Origin of the sequence: Ralstonia psammae, from assembly GCF_958405935.1 — a bacterium.
In the GTDB taxonomy this organism is placed as follows: domain Bacteria; phylum Pseudomonadota; class Gammaproteobacteria; order Burkholderiales; family Burkholderiaceae; genus Ralstonia; species Ralstonia psammae.
On sequence record NZ_CATZBU010000004.1, the window covers coordinates 332,094 to 355,689 of the forward strand.

A 23,596-nucleotide genomic window follows, 5' to 3' on the forward strand; every position below is an offset into this window, starting at 1 on the left:
TACGTTTGTGTATGGAAGGATCGAGCTACTGCAAGCCTCGGTTTGCAGTTTTGTGCAAGAACCATGCTCGACGATGCCTTCTGCACGGCGTCAAACGATAAGACATCAGGAGACATTTGCATGAAGGCATTCCGACTCGCGCTGTGCGCGGCGGCAGCAGTTGGCACATTCGCGGGCGCATTTTGCCCGAGCACCGTCCACGCCGAGACCGTCAAGATCGCCTGGATTGATCCGCTGTCCGGGCTGATGGGCGCACTGGGCCAGAACCAGTTGCGCAGCTGGCAATACGCGGCCGATCTGGCCAACCAGCAGAACTGGAGCGGTAACGGCACCAAGTTTGAAGTGGTCGGCTTTGACAACAAGGTTTCGCCGCAAGAGAGCCTGACGATCCTCAAGCAGATCACCGACCAGGGCATCCGCTACGTCGCGCAGGGCGACGGCTCCAGCGTGGGCATGGCGCTGCAGGACGCCATCGCCAAGTACAACGACCGCAACCCGGGCAAGGAGATCATCTATCTCAACTACGCCGCGGTCGATCCGGACATGACCAACAGCAAGTGCAACTATTGGCATTTCCGCCTGGACGCCAACTCCGACATGAAGATGGAGGCCCTGACCAGCTACCTTGCCAAGGACCAGAACATCAAGAAGGTCTATCTGCTGAACCAGAACTACTCGTTCGGCCACCAGGTGGCGCGCGCGGCCAAGGACTATCTCAAGCGCAAGCGTCCGGATATCCAGGTGGTGGGTGAAGACCTGCATCCGCTTGCGCAGGTGAAGGACTTCTCGCCGTATGTCGCGAAGATTCGTGCATCCGGCGCCGATACTGTCATTACCGGCAACTGGGGGAGCGATCTGGCATTGCTGATCCGCGCATCGAAGGATGCGGGCCTCACCACCAATTTCTATACGTACTACGCCGGCACCACCGGTGTGCCCACGGCGATGGGGGCGTCCGGCGCAGACCGTGTGAAGGTCATCAGCTACTTCGCACCGAACGACGGCAACCCCAAGACGAGCGCGGTGCTCGACGGCTTCAAGAAGAAGTACAACGACGACTTCTTCAACGCCGATGTCTACACCGGCATCGCCTTCCTGGCCAAGGCCATCAAGACCAGCGGTTCGGCCGAGCCTGCCAAGGTGGCGAAGGTCATGGAAGGCATGACGGTCGATGGCCTCAATGGCCCGATCGAGATGCGCAAGACCGACCACCAGGCACAGCAGACGCTGTACGTGACCACCTGGGTGAAGGCGGACGGCAAGAAGATCAAGTACGACCAGGAAAACACCGGCTATGGCTGGCGTACCGACGTCACGCTGGAACCGCACCTTGCGGCCCAGCCCACGTCGTGCCAGATGAAGCGTCCGGCGTCGTAACCGCCTGATGATCGAGGTGTCCCTGGCCTAGACCGGGGACACCACGCCTGCGCCCGCCAGGTGTCCGCGGGCGTTCTCCAGAAAACGATCCACCGTGGCCTGCACCGATTCCGGCGACCAGCCGGCAATGTGCGGCGTCAGCACGACCGGCTCCAGGTCCAGCAACCCGGCCGGCGGCTTGGGCTCGCTCTCATACACATCCAGTCCCGCGCCACCCAGCTTGCCAGCGCGAATGGCCGCTTCCAGCGCCGCCGTATCCACCACGCTGCCGCGCGCAATGTTGACCACGTAGCCGTTCGGGCCCAGCGCTTCCAGGATCGTCTGGTTGACGAGGTGCCTGGTCTGCGCGCCGCCCGGCGTGGCAACGATCAGGAAGTCGGCCCACTCGGCCATGTCCTTGAGCGCCTCAAAGTAGCGGTACGACACGCCCTCGCGCGGCTTGCGGTTGTGATACCCGATCTGCATGTCGAAGCCGGCAGCGCGGCGCGCGATCTGCAGGCCGATGGTGCCCAGACCGACGATGCCCAGACGCTTGCCGCATACACCCGGTTGCAGCGGAATGTCGTCGCGCCAGACGCCGTTGCGTGTGGAACGGTCCAGCTTGGGAATGCCACGCACGGTGGCCAGCAGCAAGCCGAAAGCGTGGTCGGCCACGCAGGCGTCGTTGGTGCCGGCGCCGTTTGCCACCACCACGCCGCGCGCGCGGGCGGCATCCACGTCGATGTTCTCGTAGCCGGCACCCAGCGCACAGGCGAGTTCAAGCTTAGGCATCGCGGCAATCTCTGCGCCGGTCAGGCCCGTCGAGCCATTGGTCAGCACGATGCGGATATCGTGCCCGTCGCGCGCGATGGCGGCGTCGCGTTCGGTGCGGGTGGGCGCGTGGATGACGCGGAAATGTTCAGCGATCTGCGCGACATTCTCGGGCGTCATCGCGATGAGGAGCAGCAGGGTCGGTTGCATGGTGAGGAGAGGAGGCGGGCCGCAAGAATGGGGTGAGACCCCCGTCGGCAAAGACGGCAAAGAGGACAAAGAGGTGCGTCGCACGACGCCTGGCGATGATAACGCGCACCTACCACGCCTTGCTGAAAGCCACGGCCGCCATGCGGTTACACCCCGTTACCGATGAGCAGGTTTGGTTGCACGGGTTTGCGGGGCTGCGGCATAGACTTTGCGGCAAGAGGCGCATGGCCGCAGGCCGCGGGGCAGACTGCCGGTCGGGCCCAGACGCCTCGTTCACAGGACGGGATCCATCATGCAAGCAACGAACAAGTCGGACCGCGCAGGGCGCGCGGCGCGTTGGGTGACAGTGGCCGCGTTGGCTGCCGTGGCAGCGGGGCTGGCGGGCTGCGTGACTGCACCGGCGTACCCCGGTTACGGCGCGGGCTATGGCGCAGGTTATGCCGCGGGCAGCAACGCTTACGGCAACAGCACCGGCCCGACCACCTACAGCAGCGGCTATACCAGCGGGTATGACAACACGTACAACAACGGCTACGGCAGCTATGACCAGAACGCGCCGCAGCCCTATCCGCAGCAGCCGGCGCCGACCTATTCGCAGCCACAGCCGACTTACTCGCAACCGAACTATTCGCCGTATCCGAACAACGGCGATCCGTCATATCAAGCGCCGGCGGACAACCGCTACGGCGTTGTTGAATACGTCGAAGCCGTGCCCGTGCGCGGCCAGTCGAGCGGCGTGGGTGCTGTGCTCGGCGGCGTGGTGGGCGGCTTGCTTGGCCACCAGGTGGGCGGTGGGCGCGGCAACACCGTGGCCACCATCGGCGGCGCGGTGGCGGGCGCCATGGCGGGCAACGCAGTGGAAGGCAACACGGTGGTCGGCCAGACCTACCGCGTGACCATGCGGCTGAACGACAACTCGCGCGTGACGCTGACGCAGAACAACCCGAACGGTCTGCGCGCGGGTGATCGCGCCCGCATCGAAAACAACATGGCAGTGCCTTACTAACCACATGCATGGGGAGGTCGCCCGGCCGGGCCCTGTAACGGGCTTCAGAAACGGCGCGGGCCGACCGATATAGCGGAGGCGATAACCCCGCGGTGATTCCCATGCTCAATCGACTTTCCATCCGTTTCCGACTCAATGCAGCGCTGGCGCTGCTCGCCTTGCTGCTCGTGATTACCGGCGCCATTGGCGTGATCGGGATGCGCGCATCCGACGCGAATATCAACGAGATCTACTCCAACCAGCTCGCTTCGGCATCACTGATGGGCAAGGCGCAACTGAATGCGGCGATCGTGCGTACGACGCTCGATCGTGCGGTCTTCCATCCGGATGCGGCCGACGTGCCGGCCATCATCGACAAGGCCAATGGTTACCGTGCCAAGTCGGAGGACGCGTGGAAGCAATACAAGGCGCTGCCCATGAACGCGGAGGAAGCACGCTTGGCCGCCGACGTTGAAGCCAAGCGCGCCGCGTTGTTCCGCGATGGCATCGAGCCGCTGATGAGCGCCCTGCGCGCGCACGATGCCGCTACCACCGACAAGGTGGTGATGACCATCATTCCGCCGCAGTTCGTCGCACTGTCGGCTGCTGTGGACGCACTGGACCGCAGCCAGGCTGAGCAGGCCAAGGCCGCCTACGAAAGCGCGGTCGCTCGCTCGCACGCCTTTCTGATGCTGATCATTGGCGCCATCGTGGTGGGCATTGCGGCGGCGCTGGGCTGCGCATTCGGCCTGCACCGCGCGATTTCGGTGCCGCTGTCTAAGATGCTGAGGCACTTCAGCGCGATCTCGCAGGGCAACCTGACTGAGCGCATCACCGTCAGCAGCAAGGACGAAATGGGCGCGCTCACGCAAGGCCTCATCGACATGCAGCACGGGCTGATCCGCACCATCGTGACGATGCGCGGCGGCAGCGAGTCCATCGCCAGCGCCACCAAGCAGATTGCGGCCGGCAACATGGACCTGTCGCAACGTACGGAAGAACAGGCTTCGTCGCTGGAAGAAACCGCGTCGAGCATGGAGGAGCTGACGAGCATCGTGCGCCAGAACGCCGACAACGCGCGCCAGGCCAGCCAGCTTGCGGGCAACGCATCGGACATCGCCGTGAAGGGTGGTGAGGTGGTGGGCCGCGTGATCGAGACGATGTCGGGCATCAACGACAGCAGCAAGAAGATCGCCGACATCATCGGCGTGATTGAAGGCATTGCGTTCCAGACCAACATCCTCGCGTTGAATGCCGCGGTAGAAGCTGCACGCGCAGGCGAGCAGGGCCGCGGCTTTGCCGTGGTGGCGGGGGAGGTGCGCAGCTTGGCGCAGCGCTCGGCAACGGCAGCCAAGGAGATCAAGGAACTCATCAGCGATTCAGTGGGCCGTGTTGAGAACGGCACCACGCTGGTGGCGGAAGCGGGCGACGTGATCGACGAAGTGGTGGTGGCAGTCAAGCGCGTGACCGACATCATGGGCGAGATCAGCTCCGCCTCGGACGAACAAAGCGCGGGTATCGAGCAAGTCAACCAGGCGGTCACGCAGATGGACGAGGTGACCCAGCAGAACGCTGCGCTGGTGGAAGAGGCAGCGGCTGCCGCGCAATCGTTGGAAGAGCAGGCCGGTGTGCTGCGCGAGGCGGTGGCGTCGTTCCGCCTGCCCGCGGCGGGTGTGCATGCGGAGCCCCCGGCATCCATTGCCGCGAAGGCGGTGAACGTTGCGAAGGCTGCGCCCGCTGCTTCGGCTGCATCTGCCGTGTCCAGCCCGGTTGCTAAACCGGCGGCACGCAAACCTGCCGTGGCGACGGCGCGTGCGGCACGCAAGCGTCTTGCTGCACCGGTCCAGAACGCGAAGGCAGCGACTGCCGTGGCAGCCGAGCCCAAGCCGCCCAAGCTTGCCTTGGCTGCGGTCTCCAACGATGCCGACGACTGGGAACAGTTCTGACGCGCAAGCCGACACGTTCGTCCCAACAAGCCGCGCCCTGAGCGCGGCTTTGTGTTTCAGCGTTGCAACCGATTTGCGGAATTGCTTGGGCCGATGTTGCCGGTCCTGCCGGCGATTCGCGCGGCAACGTCGCCGGCGTAGGGTCCAGGCTACGCGGCTGGCCGCATCTGACGCGTGCTTCGTCTGGCGGATCCTTTACGCACAAGGCTTTGCAATCCGCATCCCGTTGCGCGCCGCAGTGCATGCGACAACATGCGCGCCGTGCCGGCCCGGCGCGCTCCCGCTCGCCTAACCCAAACACCCTGCACTTGATCACTGAGCGCCTCCGTCATTCGTAGGGAGGCCCCGTCCACTGCCCGGAGGACTGTCCCACCCCATTAGACCGCGCGCGCCCCTCACTGCCCGCGTCTTGCGTTCACCCATGCAACAACCTGGCGTATCCGGCACGTGTCTGAAGGCCCATGTTGTGCGCTGCATCGCATAACCGCGCGCCTTGGCGGGGGTTGGTATGGTCCTCGCGTTCCTCCTCGCGGGAAGCAGGCTAGAGGGCGACGCATCAACCCGGTCGACAGCAGACGATGGGGTCGGATGCCACGGCGCAAAGCGGTTGCGTCGCACGTCGAAAAGACCTTGGGGGAAGCATGAGCGCCACAGCGCAAGGCGGGGGGTACGCCGGACACTGGCAACGCGCCCGTCGAGCGGGAGCAGGGGAGCAGCCGTGAGCGATCTGCCATGGGAGCTTTACCTGGCGTTGCTCAACACCTTGACGGTGGCGACCACGCTCGTCATCTTCATCAGCACTGCCGACGATTTCTTCCTGGACGCCTTCTACTGGGTGCGGGAGCTGTGGCTCTGGCCGCAGCGTGGCCGCACGCCGGTCACGATCTCGGCGCAATCGCTGCGCGAGCGCGAAGAGCAATGGCTCGCCATCATGGTGCCGGCGTGGAAGGAGTACGACGTCATCGCCAAGATGGTCGAAAACACCCTGGCGACGATGGAGTACACGCGCTTCATCATCTTTGCCGGCGCGTACCGCAACGATGCGGAGACCACCACCGAAGTCGAGCGCATGGTGCGCCGCTATCCCGGCCGCGTGGTGCGCGCCGCCGTCACCCACGATGGCCCGACGTGCAAGGCCGACTGCCTGAACACCATCATCCAGACCATCCTCCGGCATGAGGCAGGGCACGGCATCCGCTTTGCGGGCGTGATCATGCACGACTGTGAAGACGTGATCCATCCGCTGGAGCTGAAGTACTTCAACTACTTCATTCGCGATCAGGATCTGGTGCAATTGCCGGTGCTGTCGCTTGAGCGCAAGTGGTACGAGTGGGTGGCCGGCACGTACATGGATGACTTCTCCGAAACGCACCAGAAAGACCTGGTGGCGCGCCAGGCACTGACCGGCACCGTGCCCGGGGCGGGCGTCGCGCTGTGCTACAGCCGCCGTGCGATCGAAGCGGTGATGAAGGTGCGCGGCGACGCTCCCTTCAACACCAGCACGCTCACGGAAGACTACGATTTCAGCTTCCGCCTGCGCGAACTGGGCATGCGCGAAGCGTTCGTGCATTTCCCGATCTGCGAAAATGAAGAACCCACTGAGGACGCCGAGGGCAAGACGCGCACGCGCTGGCGCCTGGGGCGGCGCAAGGGTACGCGCCCGCAACTGCTGGCCACGCGCGAATACTTTCCGAGCACCTTCCGCACGGCCTACCGGCAGCGCGCGCGCTGGGTGCTTGGCATCGCGTTCCAGGGTTGGTTGCAGATGGGCTGGAACGGCAACCTCATCACGCGCTACATGTTCTTCCGGGACCGCAAGGGCGTGCTGACGGCACTGTTCTCGATCCTGGCCTATGTGCTGTCGCTCAACTATCTGGCGCTGGGCATGCTGATGGCCAAGGGCGCGGTCGCCATTCCGGATGGCACGTTCGCGGTCGGCAGCATCTGGATGCAGGATCTGCTGGCAGTCAACGCGGCGTTGCTCTTCAACCGGCTGGCGCAGCGTGTGTACTTTGTCGGGCGGCTCAACGGTCCGCTGCAAGGCGTGCTCTGTCTGCCCAGGCTCGTGGTGAACAACTTCATCAACTTCTTCTCGGTGTGCCGGGCGTGGAAGATCTTCCTGATCTACTGCCTGACCGGCAAGCCCATTGCCTGGGACAAGACGCAGCACACCTATCTGTCGAATGACGCGCTGGGCCGCACGCGCTGCAAGCTGGGCGAGACACTCATCAAGTGGGAAGTGCTCACCCTGGAGCAGTTGGATGCGGCACTCGCCGTCCAGAGGCAAACCGGACACCGGCTTGGGCAAGTGCTGGTCCAGCAGGGCCTCATCACGGCCGATACGCTGGCCGATGCGCTGGCGGAGCAGGTCGACCTGCCGCGTGTGAGCCTGACCAACGTCGTGCTCGGTGCGCTGGCCGATTGCCTGCCGCGTGACCTGGCGGTGCGGCATCACGTGGTGCCGTTCTCGATTGGCGAGGACGGCTCGCTCAACATCGCTGTGTCGGAGTTGCCCGACGGCGAAGTGCTGGAAGAGCTGGCCCGTGCGGCCGGCCGCAAGGTCGCGTGCTTCATGGCGTGCGACCACGAAATGTCGGCCGAGCTTGCGCAGATGGCCGACCCCAACCGCCGTACCACGGTCGTGTTCGGCCCGGCGGCGCATTCGGCCATGCTGGCCGTCGAATCCATGACGGGCGCCGGCCCAGGTGTTGCAGCCGGCACGGCACCCGCACCCGAGGCTTCCACCATCCCCCCCATTTCCGCGCCACCGGACCTGCCTGCCGGGCTGACTCCTGGACCGGATGCGCGACCCAATCCATCTGTTGTGGGAGGTGTGGCATGAAACCCGAGAGAGCCAACCGTTTAACCGTGCGCCGTTTGCGCTGGCCGATTGCTGCGGCAGTGTGGGCGCTGTGTCATGGTGTATCGCTGGCGCAGCAGCCTGCGCCGTTGCAGCCCGATGCCTACTTCCGCGCCGACCGCGCCTATCGCGCCATTGACGGCAACAAGCTTGACGATGCAGAAGCCGCCACGCGCGCGGCGTTGGCCGTGCAGCCTGACAGCCTCCAACTGAACCTGCTGCTGCTGGATGTGCTCACGCGCAAGGGGCAGTTGGGTGCGGCACGCGCGCAGGCCGACGCGCTGCTGCAGAAGTATCCCGACGAGCCGCGCGTGTACGCCCAGCACGGGTTTCTCGCGCAGAAAGCGAACGACCCCGCCGTCGCCGAACAAGACTTTGCGCACGCCGTGCAAGGCACCGACTGGACCGCACAGGAACAGCGCAACCTGCATCTGGCCTGGTCGGACAGCGCGTACTCCGCCAAGCATCCGCAGGCCGCGCTGGATGCGCTCAGCGGCTTGAAGGACGAACCCGATGCCGACGTGCAACTGCGCCTGGCGCAATCACGCCTGCAACTGGGCGACCGGGATGGCGCAACCCAGGCCGCCACGCTGGCAGCCGAGCACGCGACGGACCCGGCGCGCCAGCGCTACGCCAAGGCGCTGCTTGCCCAGGCGATGGCGCCCGAAGCGCAGGGCGAGGCCACGTCCGCCAATGACCCGCGGGTGATCGGCCAGCGTGAGTTGAACGAGGCCTACAGCCACCTGCGCGCGCGTGACGACCGCGCTGCGCTGGCGGCCTTCCAGCGCGGCTTTGCCACGGGGCAGGGCAACTGGACCCACTACGCGGATGCCGCCTATGCGGCCAAGCGCCTGGGTGACAACCCGACCGCCATCAAGCTCTTCCGGGAAAGCCTTGACTACGCCGATGCCGACGCCAAGAACGACAGCGGCGGCAATGGCAATGATCAGCTTCAGCCAGACCGCCGCTTCGGCTACCGGCGCGAAGTCGAACAGATGCAGCGCACCTTCGGCGTGGTGCTCTCGGGCGCGTATCAGACCTCGGCGTTCGGTTTGCCCAACACCGTGAGCGCAGGGCAGGCTGGCGCAGAGGTGTACTGGCAGCCACCAGGCATCGGCTACCGCGACGGCAGCATCTTCCAACTGTTTGTGCGCGGCTACGATAGCGTGTACGACCGCAACGGCAACACCGGCCTACCCACTGCGCAGGGCTCGGTGGGTGCGCGCTACAAGCCGATCAAGGACATCAACCTTGTGTTCACCGCCGAGCGCCTCTTCCGCATCGGGCAACTGACCACCAACGACACGCTGCTGCGCATCGGCTTCTCGACCGACCAGGGGCTCGACCTGCAGGTCACCAAGCCGCGCTGGCAGACCTGGCAGGTGTATGGCGAGGGCGCGTACTTCGTCAACCAGGGCCGCATGATCATCAGCACGGAAATGCGCTATGGACACACGTGGCGCGTGACCTCCGTGAGCGACCGCCTGACGATGTATCCGCACATCGTGCTGGCGGGCGACCATGACAACAAGGCAATCGGCCAGCAGCTTGCGCTGGGTGTCGGCCCAGGCATCAACTTCCGCTACTGGTTTCGTGAGTCGCAATACGCAGCGCCGGCCAGTTGGCTGGACTTGACCGTGCAATACCGCTTGCCATTGACGCACGCGGATCGAGCAAAGGGGGTGGTCGCGCGAGCCATTCTTTGGTTCTAAAGCAACCCTGGATTCAAGCAGACCCCAGTCAGAGGTGTCGCAGATGAAACGTTTTTGACCGCCGAGGGAAACGGGTAACAAAGAGAAGCGTCAGTGGCGTCCGCAGGATGGCGTCGCGGCGCCATGGCGAGTCAAAGCGGGACGCATGGCACGGCCTTCGCTCAGTGGTGAGGTCTGCCCGGCGTCAGAAGCGACACGCGCGCCCGCGCGCCTGCGTGCTTTGCAGGTGCGTCGGAGCAGATGACAGGGGAGTGCAGTGATGATGGGAAAAATATTGACCGTGTTCGGCACGCGCCCGGAGGCCATCAAGATGGCGCCGTTGGTGCAGGCATTGCAGGCCGAGGCAGGCTTCGCGTCGGCGGTGTGCGTGAGTGCGCAGCACCGGCAGATGCTGGATCAAGTGCTGGAACTCTTCGGCATCGTGCCGGAGTTTGACCTCAACCTGATGCGGCCTGGGCAGACGCTGTCCGACATCACGTCCAATGTGCTGGGCGGCATCGATGGCGTGCTCGACGCCTATCAGCCCGACGCCGTGCTCGTCCATGGCGACACGACGACCACGCTGGCGGCAAGCCTCGCAGCGTTCTACCGGCGCATTCCGGTCGGGCATGTGGAAGCGGGTTTGCGTACCGGCAACATCTGGTCGCCATGGCCGGAAGAGTTGAACCGGCGCGTTACCGATTCTGTGTCCACCTGGCACTTCGCGCCCACGGCCGAATCGCGCCAGAACCTGCTGGACGAGGGCGTCGACCCGGAGCAGGTCACGCTCACCGGGAATACCGTCATTGATGCGCTGCTGAGCGTGAAGCAACGGCTGGACGACGATGCCGCATTGTCGGCGCAGATGGCGGCGCGGTATCCGTTCCTGGAGGCCGGGCGTCGGATGATCCTGGTGACCGGCCATCGCCGCGAGAACTTCGGTGAGCCGTTCGAGAACTTCTGCGTGGCGCTGCGCCTGCTGGCGGCGCGTCATCCGGATGTGCAGGTCGTCTATCCGGTGCACCTGAACCCGAACGTGCAGCAGCCGGTCAACGCCATCCTTTCCGGCCACGACAACGTTCACCTGATTGCGCCGCAGGACTACCTCCCATTCGTCTACCTGATGGACCACGCTTACCTGATCGTCACCGATTCCGGCGGCATTCAGGAAGAGGCGCCCGCGCTTGGCAAGCCGGTACTTGTGACGCGCGACACCACCGAGCGGCCGGAGGCTGTGGCATCGGGCACCGCGCGCCTGGTCGGCACGGATACGCAGCGCATCGTCGACGAAGCTGAACGCCTGTTGCACGACGCCGCCGAATACCAGCGCATGGCCCAGGCACATAACCCCTACGGCGATGGGCAGGCCTGCCGGCGCATTGTCGAGGCGTTGAGGCAAGCTTTCACCACGCAGCCGCAGAAGGTGGCGCGCGGCCCGCAACTCATTCGCAAACCGGCCACCGAGGCCGAAATCATCGATCTGGAAGCGGCGCGCGCCACCACCGTGCAAGGATCGTCCACGCAGCACCGCCTGAACGGTTAGGAGGCTTTGATGAAAGCGAAAAAAATCGGGGGCGGCGTATTGGTTGCCGCCGCACTTGTTGCCGGGTGGTTGATCGTCGCGCCACCATGGGCCGGCAATGCGGGCGTGCCCGCTGTCGTGGCCGGTGGGACGGACCAGGGCAGCCCCGGCAGCGACACTGACAAAAAAGCCCCCGCGCCCGCATCTTCAAAAGCGACGGCGATGGCCACGGTTGCGCAACCCGTGCAGCCCACCCTCGTGGCGACAGCAACACCCAGGCCCGTGACCGGAGGCGCACGCGCCTATGGCTACGGCGTCATGGATGAGAACGGACAGGTCATCCCACCGCCGCGCCCGGCAGTCATGACCGAAGTCCGCCCCGGCACGCCGGAAAACGAGACGACAGGTACAGACCGTGGCCACGATCGTGGCCCCAACTTCAACCTCGGGCTCTACCGCCAAGCGGACGGCTCGTTCTATCGCCCATGATTGCCATGAGTCGGAGAGTCATCATGAAGACATTGCTACGTAAGTTCCTGTGCGCGCTCGTATTCGCGGGCGGCCTGCTTGGCATATCGCTGCCAGGGTCAGCGCAGGCGGCTACCTGCACGATCGGGCTCGGGCCCATCTGCGTGACGGTGGGTGGAACGACAACCAGCACGCCAGCCCCGATGCTGGTCCTGTACGACGCACCCGCCAACGACCAGTACACCAACCTGGGCAAGGCGTACGCGATCATGCTGTACAACCTGCTCGCACACTTCAACACCACCATCACCCTGCTGCCCATACAGAACTACACGGCCGGCATGACCGAGCAGTACACCGCCATCTTCTACATGGGGAGTTACTACAACAACCCCATACCGGCGGCGTTCCTGTCGGATGTGACCACGACGCAGAAGACCGTGGTCTGGTTCAAGTACAACCTGTGGGAACTCGCCTGGAACACGGCGTATCCGTTCACCTCGCGCTACGGCATCACGTTCACCAGCCTGGCGGGCATGAATGCGGCACCGTCGGCCAGCGCACCGAACCCGGGGTTCTTTGACACGGTCACGTACAAGGGTCAGACCATGACCAAGTACTACGCCTTCAACGCCACGACCGGGGTCGTTACTGCAGACCCCGACATCGGCGTGACGGCGGTGGCCGATGCCACCAAGGCGACGAGCCTGGTGACGATCACCAACTCGGTCACCAAGGCGACAGCACCGTATGTGATTCGCTCGGGCAACTTCTGGTACTTCGCCGACATGCCGTTCTCGTACATCGGACCGCGCGACCGCTACCTGGTGATGTGCGACATGCTGCATGACATCCTGGGCACCAATGCACCGACGTTGCACCGTGCGCTCGTGCGTCTGGAAGACGTCAACGCCACCAATACCGTGACGTCTATCAACACGCTGACGGACTACCTGTACAGCATGAAGGTTCCGTTCTCGATCGCAACCATTCCGCTGTACAAGGACCCGAACGGCGTCTACAACGGCGGCGTGTCGCAGACCATCCACCTGGTCAATGCGACGGGGCTCAAGTCGGCGCTGAACCATGCGTTGCCACGTGGCGGGAAGATCCTGATGCACGGCTACACGCACCAGTACAGCAACATCCCGAACCTCATCAACGCCGTCAGCGCGAACGACTTCGAGTTCTGGCTCGCCACGCAGAACCGCCCCGTCAACGAGGACTCAACGCAATGGGCAGCGGGGCGATTGTCTTCCGGGTTGCTGGAGCTGCAGCTCAATGGCTACGCGCCGTTCGCCTGGGAGGCACCGCACTATCAATCGTCTCCGCTAGCCATCAAGGCCGTGCCGCAGTACTTCAAGAACACGTACCAGCGCGTGGTGTACTACACGTCTGACAATCCGCAGACGCTGAACGCCACCACACCGGGTCACGATTTCTCGGTTGGCCAGTTCTTCCCCTACATCATTCAGAAGGACTACTACAACCAGCGCGTGATTCCGGAAAACCTCGGCAACGTGGAATACAACATCTGCAATATCGATCCGTCGTCATGCCTGACGTACACCGCACAGGACATCCTGACCAATGCGACGTATGCGCAGGTGGTGCGAGACGGTTTTGCCTCGTTCTTCTTCCATCCGTTCTGGCTGGAACCGGAGGTCGGCACGCCGGGCTATACGGATTTCCAAACCATCATCACCGGCATCACCGCACTGGGCTTTACCTGGGTGGATGCCAGCATGGCGCAGTAAGCCATGCTCCGGATGCGCTGGATACTGGCAGCGGCCATGCTGGTATACGGCGCATCCACCCAGGCCGCAGGGCCGGCGGGCGTCATGCCTTCCGGCCCTGTGCCGTTGTATGGCGTGACGGTCGATGCGGTGGACAACGTGCCCGCCGTGGTCGATGCGCTATCGCACCTGTCGCGCACGCCTACCGTGCGCGTCGTCTTTGATGAGGGCATGGACGCGCCGCACTACGTTGGGCCCGTGGCTGCCATCCGGCCCGTGGCTTACGTGATGGGCGAACTGGTGGATTCGTCCACGCTCAAGCAATACACCACACCGCAAGTGCGTGAGCGCGCCGCCGCGTATTTGCACACGCTCGGCAGCAACGTCGACGTCTGGGAAATCGGCAACGAGATCAACGGGGATTGGACCGGCCCCACGCGCGGCGTGGTTGACAAGACCATGGCCGCCTATGAGGTCATCAAAGCCGGCGGCGGCCGTACGGCACTCACGCTCTACTACAACGAAGGATGCGCCGAGCAGCCATCACGCGCGATGTTCGATTGGGCGCAACGCAACCTGCCGCTACGCCTGCGCGAGGGGCTCGACTACGTGTTCATCAGTTTCTATGAAGACGACTGCAAGATCGCTCCGCCCGATTGGAACGACGTGTTCAGTCGCCTGGGCCAACTGTTTCCGCACGCGGCACTGGGTTTTGGAGAGGTCGGGACGCGGCATGCCGCACGCAAGACGGCACTGGTCATGCACTACTACGGGCTCGCGATTACGCATCCTCGCTTCGTGGGCGGCTACTTCTGGTGGTACTTCCGGCAAGACATGGTGCCGCGCTCAAGGCCGCTGTGGCGCAGCCTCGATGCGGCGTTCCTCAGCATGCCTTCGGCGGTCAGCCGCTCGCCCGCGCGCTGACACGTTGGGTGGTTGCCGTTGATTTGCGGTCTGCCAGGTCTTCGGGTTCAACGGGCTCACCGTCACGACGCACCAGTTGGATCGTGCGCGTGGGCAGGGCGAACGAGGTACCGAGATTTTCCAGCCCTTCCAGGATCGTCAGGTTGATGCGCTGCTGGATGTCCATGTACAGGTTGAAGTCCGGATCGGTCACGAAGTACACGACCTCGAAGTTCAGCGCGTTCTCGCCAAACTCCTTGAAGTGGGCGCGATCGAAGCGCGTGTTGCCGGCGGCTTCCACCGCCCGGCGCACGATGTCCGGGATCTTCTGCAGTTGCGCGGCGCGCGCATCGTAGGTCACCCCAAAGGCGAAGACGATGCGTCGTTCTGACATCCGTTTGTAATTGTGAATCGTGCTCTTGAGCAGCGCCGTGTTGGAAGCGATGATCTCTTCGCCTGACAGGCTGCGGATGCGCGTGGTCTTGAGCCCCACGTGCTGCACCGTGCCGGCAATCGATTCGAAGACAATGAAGTCGCCAATCTCGAACGGCTTGTCCAGCCCGATCGCGAGTGAGGCAAACAAGTCGCTCAGGATGCTTTGCACCGCCAGCGCCACGGCCACGCCGCCGACGCCCAGGCTGGCGACGAAGGCCGTGATGTTCACGCCCACGTTGGCCAGGATGGCCAGCACCAGCATCGACCACAACGCAAACCGCAGCACCCAGGCGGTCATCGAGGTGATCACGGGGTTGCGTGTAGCGTGGGTCTGTGTCGACAGCCGATCGCGTGACCACAGCTTCACGCCGCGGTTGAGCCACAGGGCAATCTGGAAGCCGATGATGACGAACCAGATGTGGTCGAGTTTGTTGGCAATGCGCGTGGGCAGGTCGATGAAGTACGAACCCGCGAGCAATGCCGCCAGCGCAATGAAGAGCGGGTGCGTATCGCGCAGCACCGCGGTGACGAGAATGTCGAACCGATAACCGGTACGGCGGGCACGTGCTTCAAACCGGTTGCAGATCAGGTGCAATACGCTCGACAGCACCGCGTATGCAGCGATCAAAGTCAACGCGGCGGCGGCCCAATCGCGGGCCGGCACGCGCAGGAAGGTGTGGGCGTTGAGCCACTCCATGGGCATCTCCGTGCAGGAACACGGATGCTGCGCCGCACATAGCGTGCCAGCCTTACTGCCGCGGAGCTGTCGCCGGCTGCGCGTCGGTCGGCACGCACACGCGGTTGCGGCCCTGGCGCTTGGCCTCCATCAGGCCGAGATCGGCATCGGCCAGGAGGCGCGCCAGGTCTTGCCCGGGGCGCAGCGGTGCGGCGCCTACGCTCACGGTCAGCGGCCCCACGGGCGTTTGCGTGTCGGCCACCGCAGACTTGAGCCGGTCGACCACGGCAAGCGCGCTGGTCAGGCCGCAGCCCGGCAGCAGCACGGCAAACTCGTCGCCGCCCAGACGGCCGAACAGGTCGGCCGGGCGTAGCACGGCCGCCAGCGCATCGGACAGCGCGACGAGCGCTTCGTCACCGGCGGCATGTCCCCAGGCATCGTTGATGGATTTGAAGTGATCGACGTCGAGGTAGAGCGCGCACAGCGGCTCGGCATGATGCTGCGCGCGCTCTACCGCAAAGCTGCCCAACTCGAAGAAGCGCTGCCGCGCCAGCATGCCGGTCAGGTGGTCGGTGTTGGCGCGATCGGCCAGGCTACGTTCGGCAGCAAAGTGCCGCGCCATGGCGCGCAGCAGGTAGTGGTGAATGACCGCGGCTGCGGCAATGCAGATCGGCAGATAGAGCACCAGCCCCAGCCAGCCATGGCGGATTGCTGTGGCGGGTTCTGGCGCAATCAGCAGCGCGACGATGGGCCCGGCCGTGCACAGCGCCATGGCAATGCAGAAATCGCGCCGGGTGAGCCACGCGGGGCTGGTGGCGAGCGGCATCAGGTAGAACGCCGGCAAGACCCATTGAAGCCCCGCCTGATGACCGAAGGCGATGATGGCCACTTCTTCCGCCAGAAGGTGCGTGAGCGCAAGCGGCGCCCACCAGCCGGTATGCCGATACCGCTGCGCGGTCAGCACGATCGCCATCAGCAGCGCGAGCAGCGCAAGCAGCGGCTCGGGCCGATGCAGCAGCCCGACCGACCAGCCCAGCATGATCGCGAAGCCGTAACCGAGCACGCCGCATTTGCTCAGCGCGAGGATCATCGGCACGAAATGGCGCGCCTGGTAATCGCGCGAGGGCGTGTGTGCGTCGGGCAGGTCGGAGGCGGTAGGCAGGTTCGCGCTCAAGGCAGGGCAAGAGAGGCCTTTTGGCGCGACGGGATGCTGCGGGCGCGCGGGGCCGGATTGCGCAACAAAGCGCGCATTCTAATGGCGGTAGGCAACCCCGTGCGCGGATTTTTAGTGGGGGGAATCCTGCAGGGCGCTTCTCAGCCCGCCAGCACTTGCCAGACCAGCCACACATTGGCGACGCCGATGACGACGAACAGCCCCCACGCCAGCAGCGATGTTAATCGGCTGTTAACAAACACCCCCATCAGCGTGCGGTCGCCCGTCATGCGGATCAGCGGAAACATCGCAAACGGCAGTTGCAGGCCCAGCACCACCTGACTGATGACAAGCAGTTTGCCGATGGCGTGTTCGCCCAGCATTGCCACGCCAATGAAGGCGGGGATCAACGCCAGCGCCCGCGTGATCAACCGCCGCAGCCAGCAGGGGATGCGCAGGTCGAGGAAGCCCTCCATCAGGATCTGCCCGGCGATGGTGCCGGTAAAGGTTGAGCTTTGCCCCGCCGCTAGCAACGCGATGCCGAACAGCAGCCCTGCCAGCGCCGTTCCGACGATGGGCTCGAGCAGGTGATAGGCATCCTGGATGTCGGCCACGTCCTGATGGCCATGCGCGTTGAATGCCGCTGCCGCAAGGATCAGGATCGCGCCGTTTACCAGCAGCGCCAGACCCAGCGACGCGATGGTGTCGAGCCGCGACAGGCCGATGGCCTCGCGCTTGGCGGCTTCTGTGCTGGCCGTCATGCGCGTCTGCACGATGGACGAATGGAGGTACAGGTTGTGCGGCATCACCGTCGCCCCAAGGATGCCGATGGCCAGGTACAGCGGCTCGCGCTGGCTCACGGCCTGCCACGAGGGCATCAGCCCGGCCGCCACCGACGGCCAGTGCGGCTTGATGAGCACCAGTTCAACGAAGTAGCACAGCCCGATCGTAAGAATGAGCCCCAGCACGATGGCTTCCAGCTGGCGGAAGTTTTTGCCCTTCAGGCCCAGCACGATCAGCGTGTCCAGCGCGGTGAGCGCCACGCCCCAAAGGATCGGCACACCCAGCAACAGGTGGAAGGCCAGCGCGCAACCGAGCACCTCAGCCAAGTCGCACGCAATGATGGATAGCTCTGCCAGCAGCCACTGCACGCGTAACGCGCCGGGCTGATAGCGGTTGCGCGAGGCTCGCGCCAGGTCTGTGCCGGTGACGATGCCCAGCCGCGCCGACAGGCACTGCAACACCATCGCCGCCAGGCTAGAGAGCACGACCACGAACAGCAACGCATAGCCGTAGCGCGAACCGGCTTCGATGTCGGTCGCCCAGTTGCCCGGGTCCATGTAGCCGACCGACACCAGCAGCCCCGGCCCCGCAAAGCGCAGCAGCTTCTTCCACAGCGGCAGGCCGGGCGGCACGGCAACGGTGCCGCGCACCTCGGACGGGCAGAACGGGGCGGTGGCGGTGGTGGGCAGGCGGAACATGCGGATGTGATTAAGAAAAATACAATCGGAATTCCGAGATGATAGCCAAACACCGCGTTGCACGCCCGGAACCGCGCCCGGTACGTGTTCGAGGGGCGAATTCCTCGTCACATCTCTCCACACATTTAAGGCAAAGCTCAGTCCGTTGCGGTAGATTTCGACCTTCGCCGGCGCCTGTTTTCAAGGTGCCGGTTGTCCGTTTACCGTCATTACCGCCGCCGAGATTCCCGCGCATGAACGCCATCCTCCTTATCGAAGACGATTTGCCGTTGGGCACGGCGCTGGCCCGCGCGCTGCGTCAGGCCGGCTACAACGCGACCTGGGTGCGTCGCCTGGTCGACGCGCAAAAATGGATCACCACCAACACCTTCGAAGCCATCGTGCTGGATCTCGGGTTGCCCGATGGCGAGGGGCATACCTTCCTCGAAGAACTGCGTGCCGCGCACAGCGACGTGCCCGTCATCATTGCGAGCGCGCGCGACGCGCTGTCCGAACGTCTCAAGGGCCTGGATTCCGGCGCGGACGACTTTCTCGTCAAGCCGTTCCCCGTGGATGAACTCATCGCCCGCCTGCGCGCGGTGCTGCGTCGCCATGCGGGGCAGAGCACCAACCAGTGGAGCGTCGGCAACCTGGTGGTCGAGCCCTCGCAGAAGCGCGTGACGCAAGAGGGCCAGGTCATCGAACTCACGCCGCGCGAATACCAACTGCTGCTTGAGCTTGTGCGCCGCGCCCACCGCTGGGTGCCGCGCGAAACGCTCATGGACGCGCTCTATCGCGAGGGCGACAGCGTGAGCGCCAACGCGCTCGAAGTCGTCATCCACCACTTGCGCCGCAAGCTCGGCAACGAAACCATCCAGACCATTCGCGGTGTCGGCTACATGATCGGCGGCAACCGCGGGGCTGCCCAATGAAGCTGGCGGTCCCAGCCATCCTGCGGGTCCGCTCGCTGTCGTTCCGCCTGTACGTGCTGATCCTGCTGGCGCTGGTGTTGATGCTGCTGGTGCAGCTCGTCATCGCGCATCTGGAGATCTCACGCACCAACAGCCGCCAGGTGGTGAGCGATCTGCGCATGTCGGCGCAGGCCTATGCGGACCTCACCACGCTCAACATGGATGACGTGCCGCGCCGCGAAGAATTCCTGCGCCGTCTCACCGACATCAAGCTGGGCCTGTCGCTGCCAAACATCCTGCCGGGCGAATTCCGCTATGTGCTGTGCGATCGCGCCGGCCACGTCATCACCGCCTTCCCCGGCGCACCCACCATGCCGTGCGGCAAGGCGCACGACACCGTTGTTGAAATCATGCTGGAGGGCAAGCCGTGGCGCAGCTACACGGTCGACAGCGTCGACGGCAAGCTTTCCGCCACGGTGGCGCAGCCGCTGACTGCCTACGAGCGCGCGATTCGCGATCTCTTCCAGGAAGTGGCGGTGGCGCTGGCCATCCTGGCGAGCGCGCTGATGGTGATGGTCGGTTGGGCGGCGCACCAGGGCCTCAAGCCGCTGCGCACGCTCACGCGTCAGGTGGAGGCGCGCGACTCTGCCGACCTTGACCCCGTGCAGAGTGTCGAGCATGCCGAGCTGAAGCCGCTCGTCGAAGCCTTGAACGGACTGTTCGCGCGTGTGCGCCGTGGCATCGAGGCGGACCGCCGTTTCTTTGCCGATGCCGCGCACGAACTGCGCACGCCGCTGGCGGCTATTCAGGCGCAGGCGTACGTCGTGTCGCATTCCGATAGCGAAGACGACCGTTCTACCGCGCTGCGCGAATTCGATCGCGGCATTTCACGGGCAACGCAATCGCTGGCCAAGCTGCTCGCCATTGCGCGGCTCGATGCGCGCCGCGTGGAAGCGCAGCTCGCGCAGGGCGCGTTGTCCGATCTGGCCGGCTGCGCGCGCAGCGGCGTGATCCAGCAGGCCTCGCGCGCCGAGCGTCGCAACATCACGCTGTCGTACGACGGCGCCAATCAGGCGTGGGTATCGGTGTCGCATGAAGACGCCGCGACGCTGGTGGAAAACGTGCTCGACAATGCCGTGCGCGAAACGCCAAACGGCGGCGAGGTGCGCGTGGCCGTCAGGCGCATCGACCAGGCGGGCACGCCGATGGTCGAGCTGCGCATTGAAGATTCCGGGCCCGGTATCCCGCCCGACGAGCGCGATCGCGTATTCGAGCGTTTCTACCGCCCCCGCACCAGCCAGTCGCAGGGTAGCGGCCTTGGCCTGGCAATCGTGCGCCGTATCGTTGAACTGGGGAATGGCTCGGTGGCCATCGAAGACGGCCTGGCCCATGCTGACGGCAGAGGCTGCGCGATCGTGATCCGCCTGCCGGCACTGGATTCCGCGCCCGAACCGATCGAGCCAGATGATGCTCCTCCGGGCATGGCCGACACGCCTCGCCATTGATTGGCGCGGCTCGCGGTTGATTGTCCCGGCACTGGTGGTACTGGGGCACCTGGTGCTGCTGGCGTGGTGGCGCGATCGCCTGATGCCCGCCACGCCCCATGCCCCGCCGATGCTGCAAGGACGGCTACTCGGTGTCGAGATTCCGCAGGCGCCGACGCTGCCGCCTGAGCGCGGCGCCCGACCTGCACCCAAGGCGCCTAAACCAGGTTCCATTCCACATGCAATGGAACCGGCGCAGCAACCCAGGTTTGCCGCGCCGGTTGGGGCCGACGCGGTTGACACGGTTAGCGCGCGCACACTCGATCTGGCTGCCCCGCCGATGCCGAGCCAGCGTGGGCGGTCCCACGCCGAAAACAACATCGCCCAGAGCACGGCACACGGTACCGGCCACGCATTCGGGCCAGAGGCCGCTTCGACACCACGTGCCGCAAGATCGATTGAGGAGTCGCGTGGCGCTGCGGGCCGTTGGCAGGCCCGCGTGGAAGTAGGAGGCGGCGCTTACTGCCTCGGCGCGCAAGACCCGAGCTTGCGCCGCGACCCCTTTGAAAAGGCACTGGCCGTGCCTTCCACCTGCCGCTGATCAGTAGCCCACCGTGAAGCGCTGGCGCGGGTGTGCCGGCTTTTCCGTTTCGTCGAGGAAGGCGATGGCGTAGTCTTCCATCGAAATCCAGGGCTTGCCGTTGGCATCCACCAGCAGCGCATCTTTGCCGACGCGGAAGTGTCCCGTGCGCTCGCCCGGTTCGAAGATGGCCGACGGCGACACGAAGGTCCAGTTCAGCTCGGTTTCCTTGCGCAGCGCGTTGAGGAAATCACGGCCGGCCGAGGCTTCGTCAAAGTACTCCTTGGGGAACTGCGGCGTGTCGATCAGCGCCACGCCCGGGGCCACTTCCAGGCTACCGGCCCCACCCACTACCAGCAGGCGCGGCACGGCCGCCTTTTTCACTGCACCAACGATCTGTTCGGCATTGGTTTGCAGAAAGCGCACGGTGCTGTAGGCCACATCATTGCCTGCAAGCGCGGCAACGAGCCCAGCCTGGTCGGCCACGTCCACATCCTTGGTGGTCAGGCCGGCACGTGCCGGCAGCTTGGATGCCGTGCGCGCAATGGCCGTCACCTGGTGGCCGCGGCGCAGTGCTTCGTCGATCAGGCGGGTGCCCACGCGCCCCGTGGCGCCGATGATTGCGATCTTCATAGTCAACTCCCTATGGAATGGTCTGGGCGGTTGAAACGTTATATGTAATTAATACAGTTACATATAGGGGTAAAAAAATTCGCTGACGTGCCGGCCAGCTAAGCCCGGCGACGGCGGCGTTGGGCGTGTCCCACCTCGTTGAGGATGCTCGCGATGGTTTGCGCAGCAAGCTCGGCTTCCAGCGCGGCCTGCGCACGTTCAGTCACGCGCTCCAGCACGCCGGTGATCTCGCGGCCGACCTCGCACGCCGGGTTGGGCGCGTTGGGCGGCAGCGCAATCAGCACCGGAGATTCCACCACACGAAATACGTCGAGCAGCGTGATGCGGTCTGCCGGCCGTGCCAGCGTGGCGCCGCCCGTCGCGCCCATCTGCGAGGTGACGAAACCGGCGTCGGCCAGTTGAGCCACCAGCCGCCGGATGAGCGCCGGGTTGGTTCCCACGCTGCCTGCAATGAGCGACGACGGCACCGGCCCTTCCGCACTGGCAAGCAGGGTGAGGATATGCACGGCGACGGCGAAGCGGCTGCTGGTGGTCATGGTGATGAATGCAAAGTGTAACCATGATAGATACACTTTGGCGTGCGGTCAACCCCGTTGGCGGATGTGCGCTTCAGAAGGCGGCCGCCAGTGCCGTGGCCCGCGCTTTGGCATCTGCCTTGGCAGCCGCCAGCACATCGGGCGTGGCGAGCGTGGGTGCGGCGCTGATCTCCGTCACGTCTTCAATGCCCAGGAAGCGCAGCCAGCGGCGCAGATAGGGCTTCTGGAAATCGTCTGGCGATTCGCTGGCACCTTCGGTGTGTGCTGGGTACGCACCGGCGCTGGCGTAGACGAGCGCCGCCTTCTTGCCCGAGAGCAGCGCCTGATAGCCTGTGGGCGGCGACCAATTCCAGTTCTGCCCCGGCAGCGTCACCACATCAATGAAGTGCTTGAGCCGATAGGGCACACCAAAATTCCACATCGGTACGGAGAAGAGATAGCGATCTGCCGCGTTGAAGCGCTGCGACAGCGCCACGGCGCGCTGCCATTGCGCACGCTGTTCCGGCGTGGCGTTCTGGGTGCGCAGCACCGCAAACTTGGCGCCGATCATATCGGCGTCGAATTCGGGCAGGTCGATGTCCTTGCTCCACAAGTCGATTGTGTCGATCTCGTGGTCGGGGTGCGCGGTGCAGTAGGCATCGAGAAACTGCCTTGCCACGTCGATGGAGTGGGACAGCGCCTTCATGGGCGAGGCTTCAATATAGAGCAGGCGGGTCATGATGGCTCCTGATGCGGTCTTACGCTGCGTTGAAGAAGTTGAGGCCGACGGTGCCGGCAATCACCAGCCCGATGCAGGCCATGCGCGCGGGCTGAACGCTCTCGCCAAAGAGCACGATGCCGAGCACCGTTACGCCGACCGAGCCGATGCCCGTCCAGACGGCGTAGGCGGTGCCGGCGGGTAGGCCGCGCATGGCGTGCGTGAGCAGGAACACGCTGGCCAGCGCCGTCACGATGCCGAGCACGCTGGGGACGGGGCGCGTCCAACCCTGCGCAAACTTGAGCGAGATCGCCATGGCGATCTCCACGGCGCCGGCTGCCAGCAGCCAGAGCCAGGCGGTTTTGAGCATGGAACCTCCGGGAATGTCCGCTGCCGGGGCGGCAAGCGGATGCGTTGCGATGCACCCAGAGTAAGGACGGGGCGATGTGGCAACAAGTACGCACCTGGAGGTAACCACCATGGGCGGTGCGGGTATCGGCGCCCAGGGGCGGGCCGCCAAACGATCTGCGCGCCACGTTGGCAAAAACGCAATTCGCTGCCGTGCCGCGGCGCGCGAACGGTA

Annotated in this window: 20 protein-coding genes; 12 read left to right on the forward strand and 8 right to left on the reverse strand. The window is 64.8% G+C overall.

Features of this window, described 5'->3' with window-relative positions; translation table 11 throughout:
• Positions 1-120 precede the first annotated feature (120 nt).
• Positions 121-1,377: a branched-chain amino acid ABC transporter substrate-binding protein gene (locus R2N16_RS11125; RefSeq protein ID WP_316665729.1), complete on the forward strand. Its 1,257-nt coding sequence runs from the start codon at positions 121-123 to the stop codon at positions 1,375-1,377.
• A gap of 27 nt (positions 1,378-1,404) precedes the next feature.
• On the opposite strand, the gene R2N16_RS11130 is transcribed toward R2N16_RS11125, so the two are convergent.
• Positions 1,405-2,337 (reverse strand): 2-hydroxyacid dehydrogenase, encoded by a 933-nt coding sequence (locus tag R2N16_RS11130; protein ID WP_316665730.1) that lies wholly within the window; start codon positions 2,335-2,337, stop codon positions 1,405-1,407.
• Between the two features lie 292 nt (positions 2,338-2,629).
• Here R2N16_RS11130 and R2N16_RS11135 point away from each other — a divergent pair, with 292 nt between their 5' ends.
• The 8 genes from R2N16_RS11135 (at position 2,630) to R2N16_RS11170 (ending at position 14,469) form a co-directional block, all read left to right on the forward strand.
• A complete protein-coding gene (locus R2N16_RS11135; RefSeq protein ID WP_316665731.1) occupies positions 2,630-3,343 on the forward strand; it encodes a glycine zipper 2TM domain-containing protein in 714 nt (237 codons plus the stop codon).
• A 101-nt stretch (positions 3,344-3,444) separates the two neighbouring features.
• Positions 3,445-5,268 (forward strand): methyl-accepting chemotaxis protein, encoded by a 1,824-nt coding sequence (locus R2N16_RS11140; protein ID WP_316665732.1) that lies wholly within the window; start codon positions 3,445-3,447, stop codon positions 5,266-5,268.
• A 718-nt stretch (positions 5,269-5,986) separates the two neighbouring features.
• Positions 5,987-8,110: a glycosyl transferase family protein gene (locus R2N16_RS11145; protein WP_316665733.1), complete on the forward strand. Its 2,124-nt coding sequence runs from the start codon at positions 5,987-5,989 to the stop codon at positions 8,108-8,110.
• Positions 8,107-9,840, forward strand: coding sequence for an NfrA family protein (locus tag R2N16_RS11150; protein WP_316665734.1), 1,734 nt, complete (start codon positions 8,107-8,109; stop codon positions 9,838-9,840). Before R2N16_RS11145 ends, R2N16_RS11150 begins: the two co-directional genes overlap by 4 nt.
• 262 nt (positions 9,841-10,102) lie before the next feature.
• A complete protein-coding gene (gene wecB, locus R2N16_RS11155) occupies positions 10,103-11,362 on the forward strand; it encodes a non-hydrolyzing UDP-N-acetylglucosamine 2-epimerase (protein WP_316665935.1) in 1,260 nt (419 codons plus the stop codon).
• Positions 11,363-11,371: 9 nt separating this feature from the next.
• Positions 11,372-11,830, forward strand: a complete 459-nt coding sequence (locus R2N16_RS11160; protein WP_316665735.1) for a hypothetical protein — start codon at positions 11,372-11,374, stop codon at positions 11,828-11,830.
• Positions 11,831-11,853: 23 nt separating this feature from the next.
• Complete coding sequence (locus tag R2N16_RS11165; RefSeq protein WP_316665736.1) at positions 11,854-13,566, forward strand: DUF2334 domain-containing protein; 1,713 nt, start codon at positions 11,854-11,856, stop codon at positions 13,564-13,566.
• Between the two features lie 3 nt (positions 13,567-13,569).
• Positions 13,570-14,469, forward strand: a complete 900-nt coding sequence (locus R2N16_RS11170; RefSeq protein WP_316665737.1) for a hypothetical protein — start codon at positions 13,570-13,572, stop codon at positions 14,467-14,469.
• Here the strand turns inward: R2N16_RS11170 and R2N16_RS11175 are convergent.
• From R2N16_RS11175 to R2N16_RS11185, 3 genes are all read right to left on the reverse strand, one after another.
• Positions 14,447-15,580 carry a mechanosensitive ion channel family protein gene (locus R2N16_RS11175; RefSeq protein WP_316665738.1) on the reverse strand — a complete coding sequence of 378 codons (1,134 nt, stop codon included), beginning with the start codon at positions 15,578-15,580 and terminating at the stop codon, positions 14,447-14,449. The two genes, R2N16_RS11170 and R2N16_RS11175, sit on opposite strands and share 23 nt — an antisense overlap.
• 52 nt (positions 15,581-15,632) lie before the next feature.
• The gene (locus R2N16_RS11180) at positions 15,633-16,733 is read right to left on the reverse strand and encodes a GGDEF domain-containing protein (protein WP_316665739.1); all 1,101 of its coding nucleotides are present in this window, start codon (positions 16,731-16,733) and stop codon (positions 15,633-15,635) included.
• Positions 16,734-16,873: 140 nt separating this feature from the next.
• A complete protein-coding gene (locus R2N16_RS11185; RefSeq protein WP_316665740.1) occupies positions 16,874-18,193 on the reverse strand; it encodes an Nramp family divalent metal transporter in 1,320 nt (439 codons plus the stop codon).
• 233 nt (positions 18,194-18,426) lie between these two features.
• On the opposite strand from R2N16_RS11185, the gene R2N16_RS11190 reads away from it, so the two are divergent.
• From R2N16_RS11190 to R2N16_RS11200, 3 genes are read left to right on the forward strand one after another with little or no spacing between them, the layout of a single operon-like run.
• Complete coding sequence (locus tag R2N16_RS11190; RefSeq protein WP_316665741.1) at positions 18,427-19,104, forward strand: response regulator; 678 nt, start codon at positions 18,427-18,429, stop codon at positions 19,102-19,104.
• Positions 19,101-20,588 (forward strand): ATP-binding protein, encoded by a 1,488-nt coding sequence (locus R2N16_RS11195; RefSeq protein WP_316665742.1) that lies wholly within the window; start codon positions 19,101-19,103, stop codon positions 20,586-20,588. The genes R2N16_RS11190 and R2N16_RS11195 overlap by 4 nt, the downstream gene beginning before the upstream one ends.
• Positions 20,548-21,168: a hypothetical protein gene (locus tag R2N16_RS11200; protein ID WP_316665743.1), complete on the forward strand. Its 621-nt coding sequence runs from the start codon at positions 20,548-20,550 to the stop codon at positions 21,166-21,168. Before R2N16_RS11195 ends, R2N16_RS11200 begins: the two co-directional genes overlap by 41 nt.
• On the opposite strand, the gene R2N16_RS11205 is transcribed toward R2N16_RS11200, so the two are convergent.
• The 4 genes from R2N16_RS11205 to R2N16_RS11220 form a co-directional block, all read right to left on the reverse strand.
• Positions 21,169-21,780 carry an NAD(P)-dependent oxidoreductase gene (locus R2N16_RS11205; RefSeq protein ID WP_316665744.1) on the reverse strand — a complete coding sequence of 204 codons (612 nt, stop codon included), beginning with the start codon at positions 21,778-21,780 and terminating at the stop codon, positions 21,169-21,171.
• A gap of 98 nt (positions 21,781-21,878) precedes the next feature.
• Entirely contained in the window at positions 21,879-22,316 is a 438-nt protein-coding gene (locus R2N16_RS11210; protein WP_316665745.1) for an Rrf2 family transcriptional regulator, read from the reverse strand.
• 73 nt (positions 22,317-22,389) lie between these two features.
• Positions 22,390-23,034, reverse strand: coding sequence for an FMN-dependent NADH-azoreductase (locus R2N16_RS11215; RefSeq protein ID WP_316665746.1), 645 nt, complete (start codon positions 23,032-23,034; stop codon positions 22,390-22,392).
• 19 nt (positions 23,035-23,053) lie between these two features.
• Complete coding sequence (locus R2N16_RS11220) at positions 23,054-23,383, reverse strand: DMT family transporter (RefSeq protein WP_316665747.1); 330 nt, start codon at positions 23,381-23,383, stop codon at positions 23,054-23,056.
• Between the last annotated feature and the right edge of the window lie 213 nt (positions 23,384-23,596).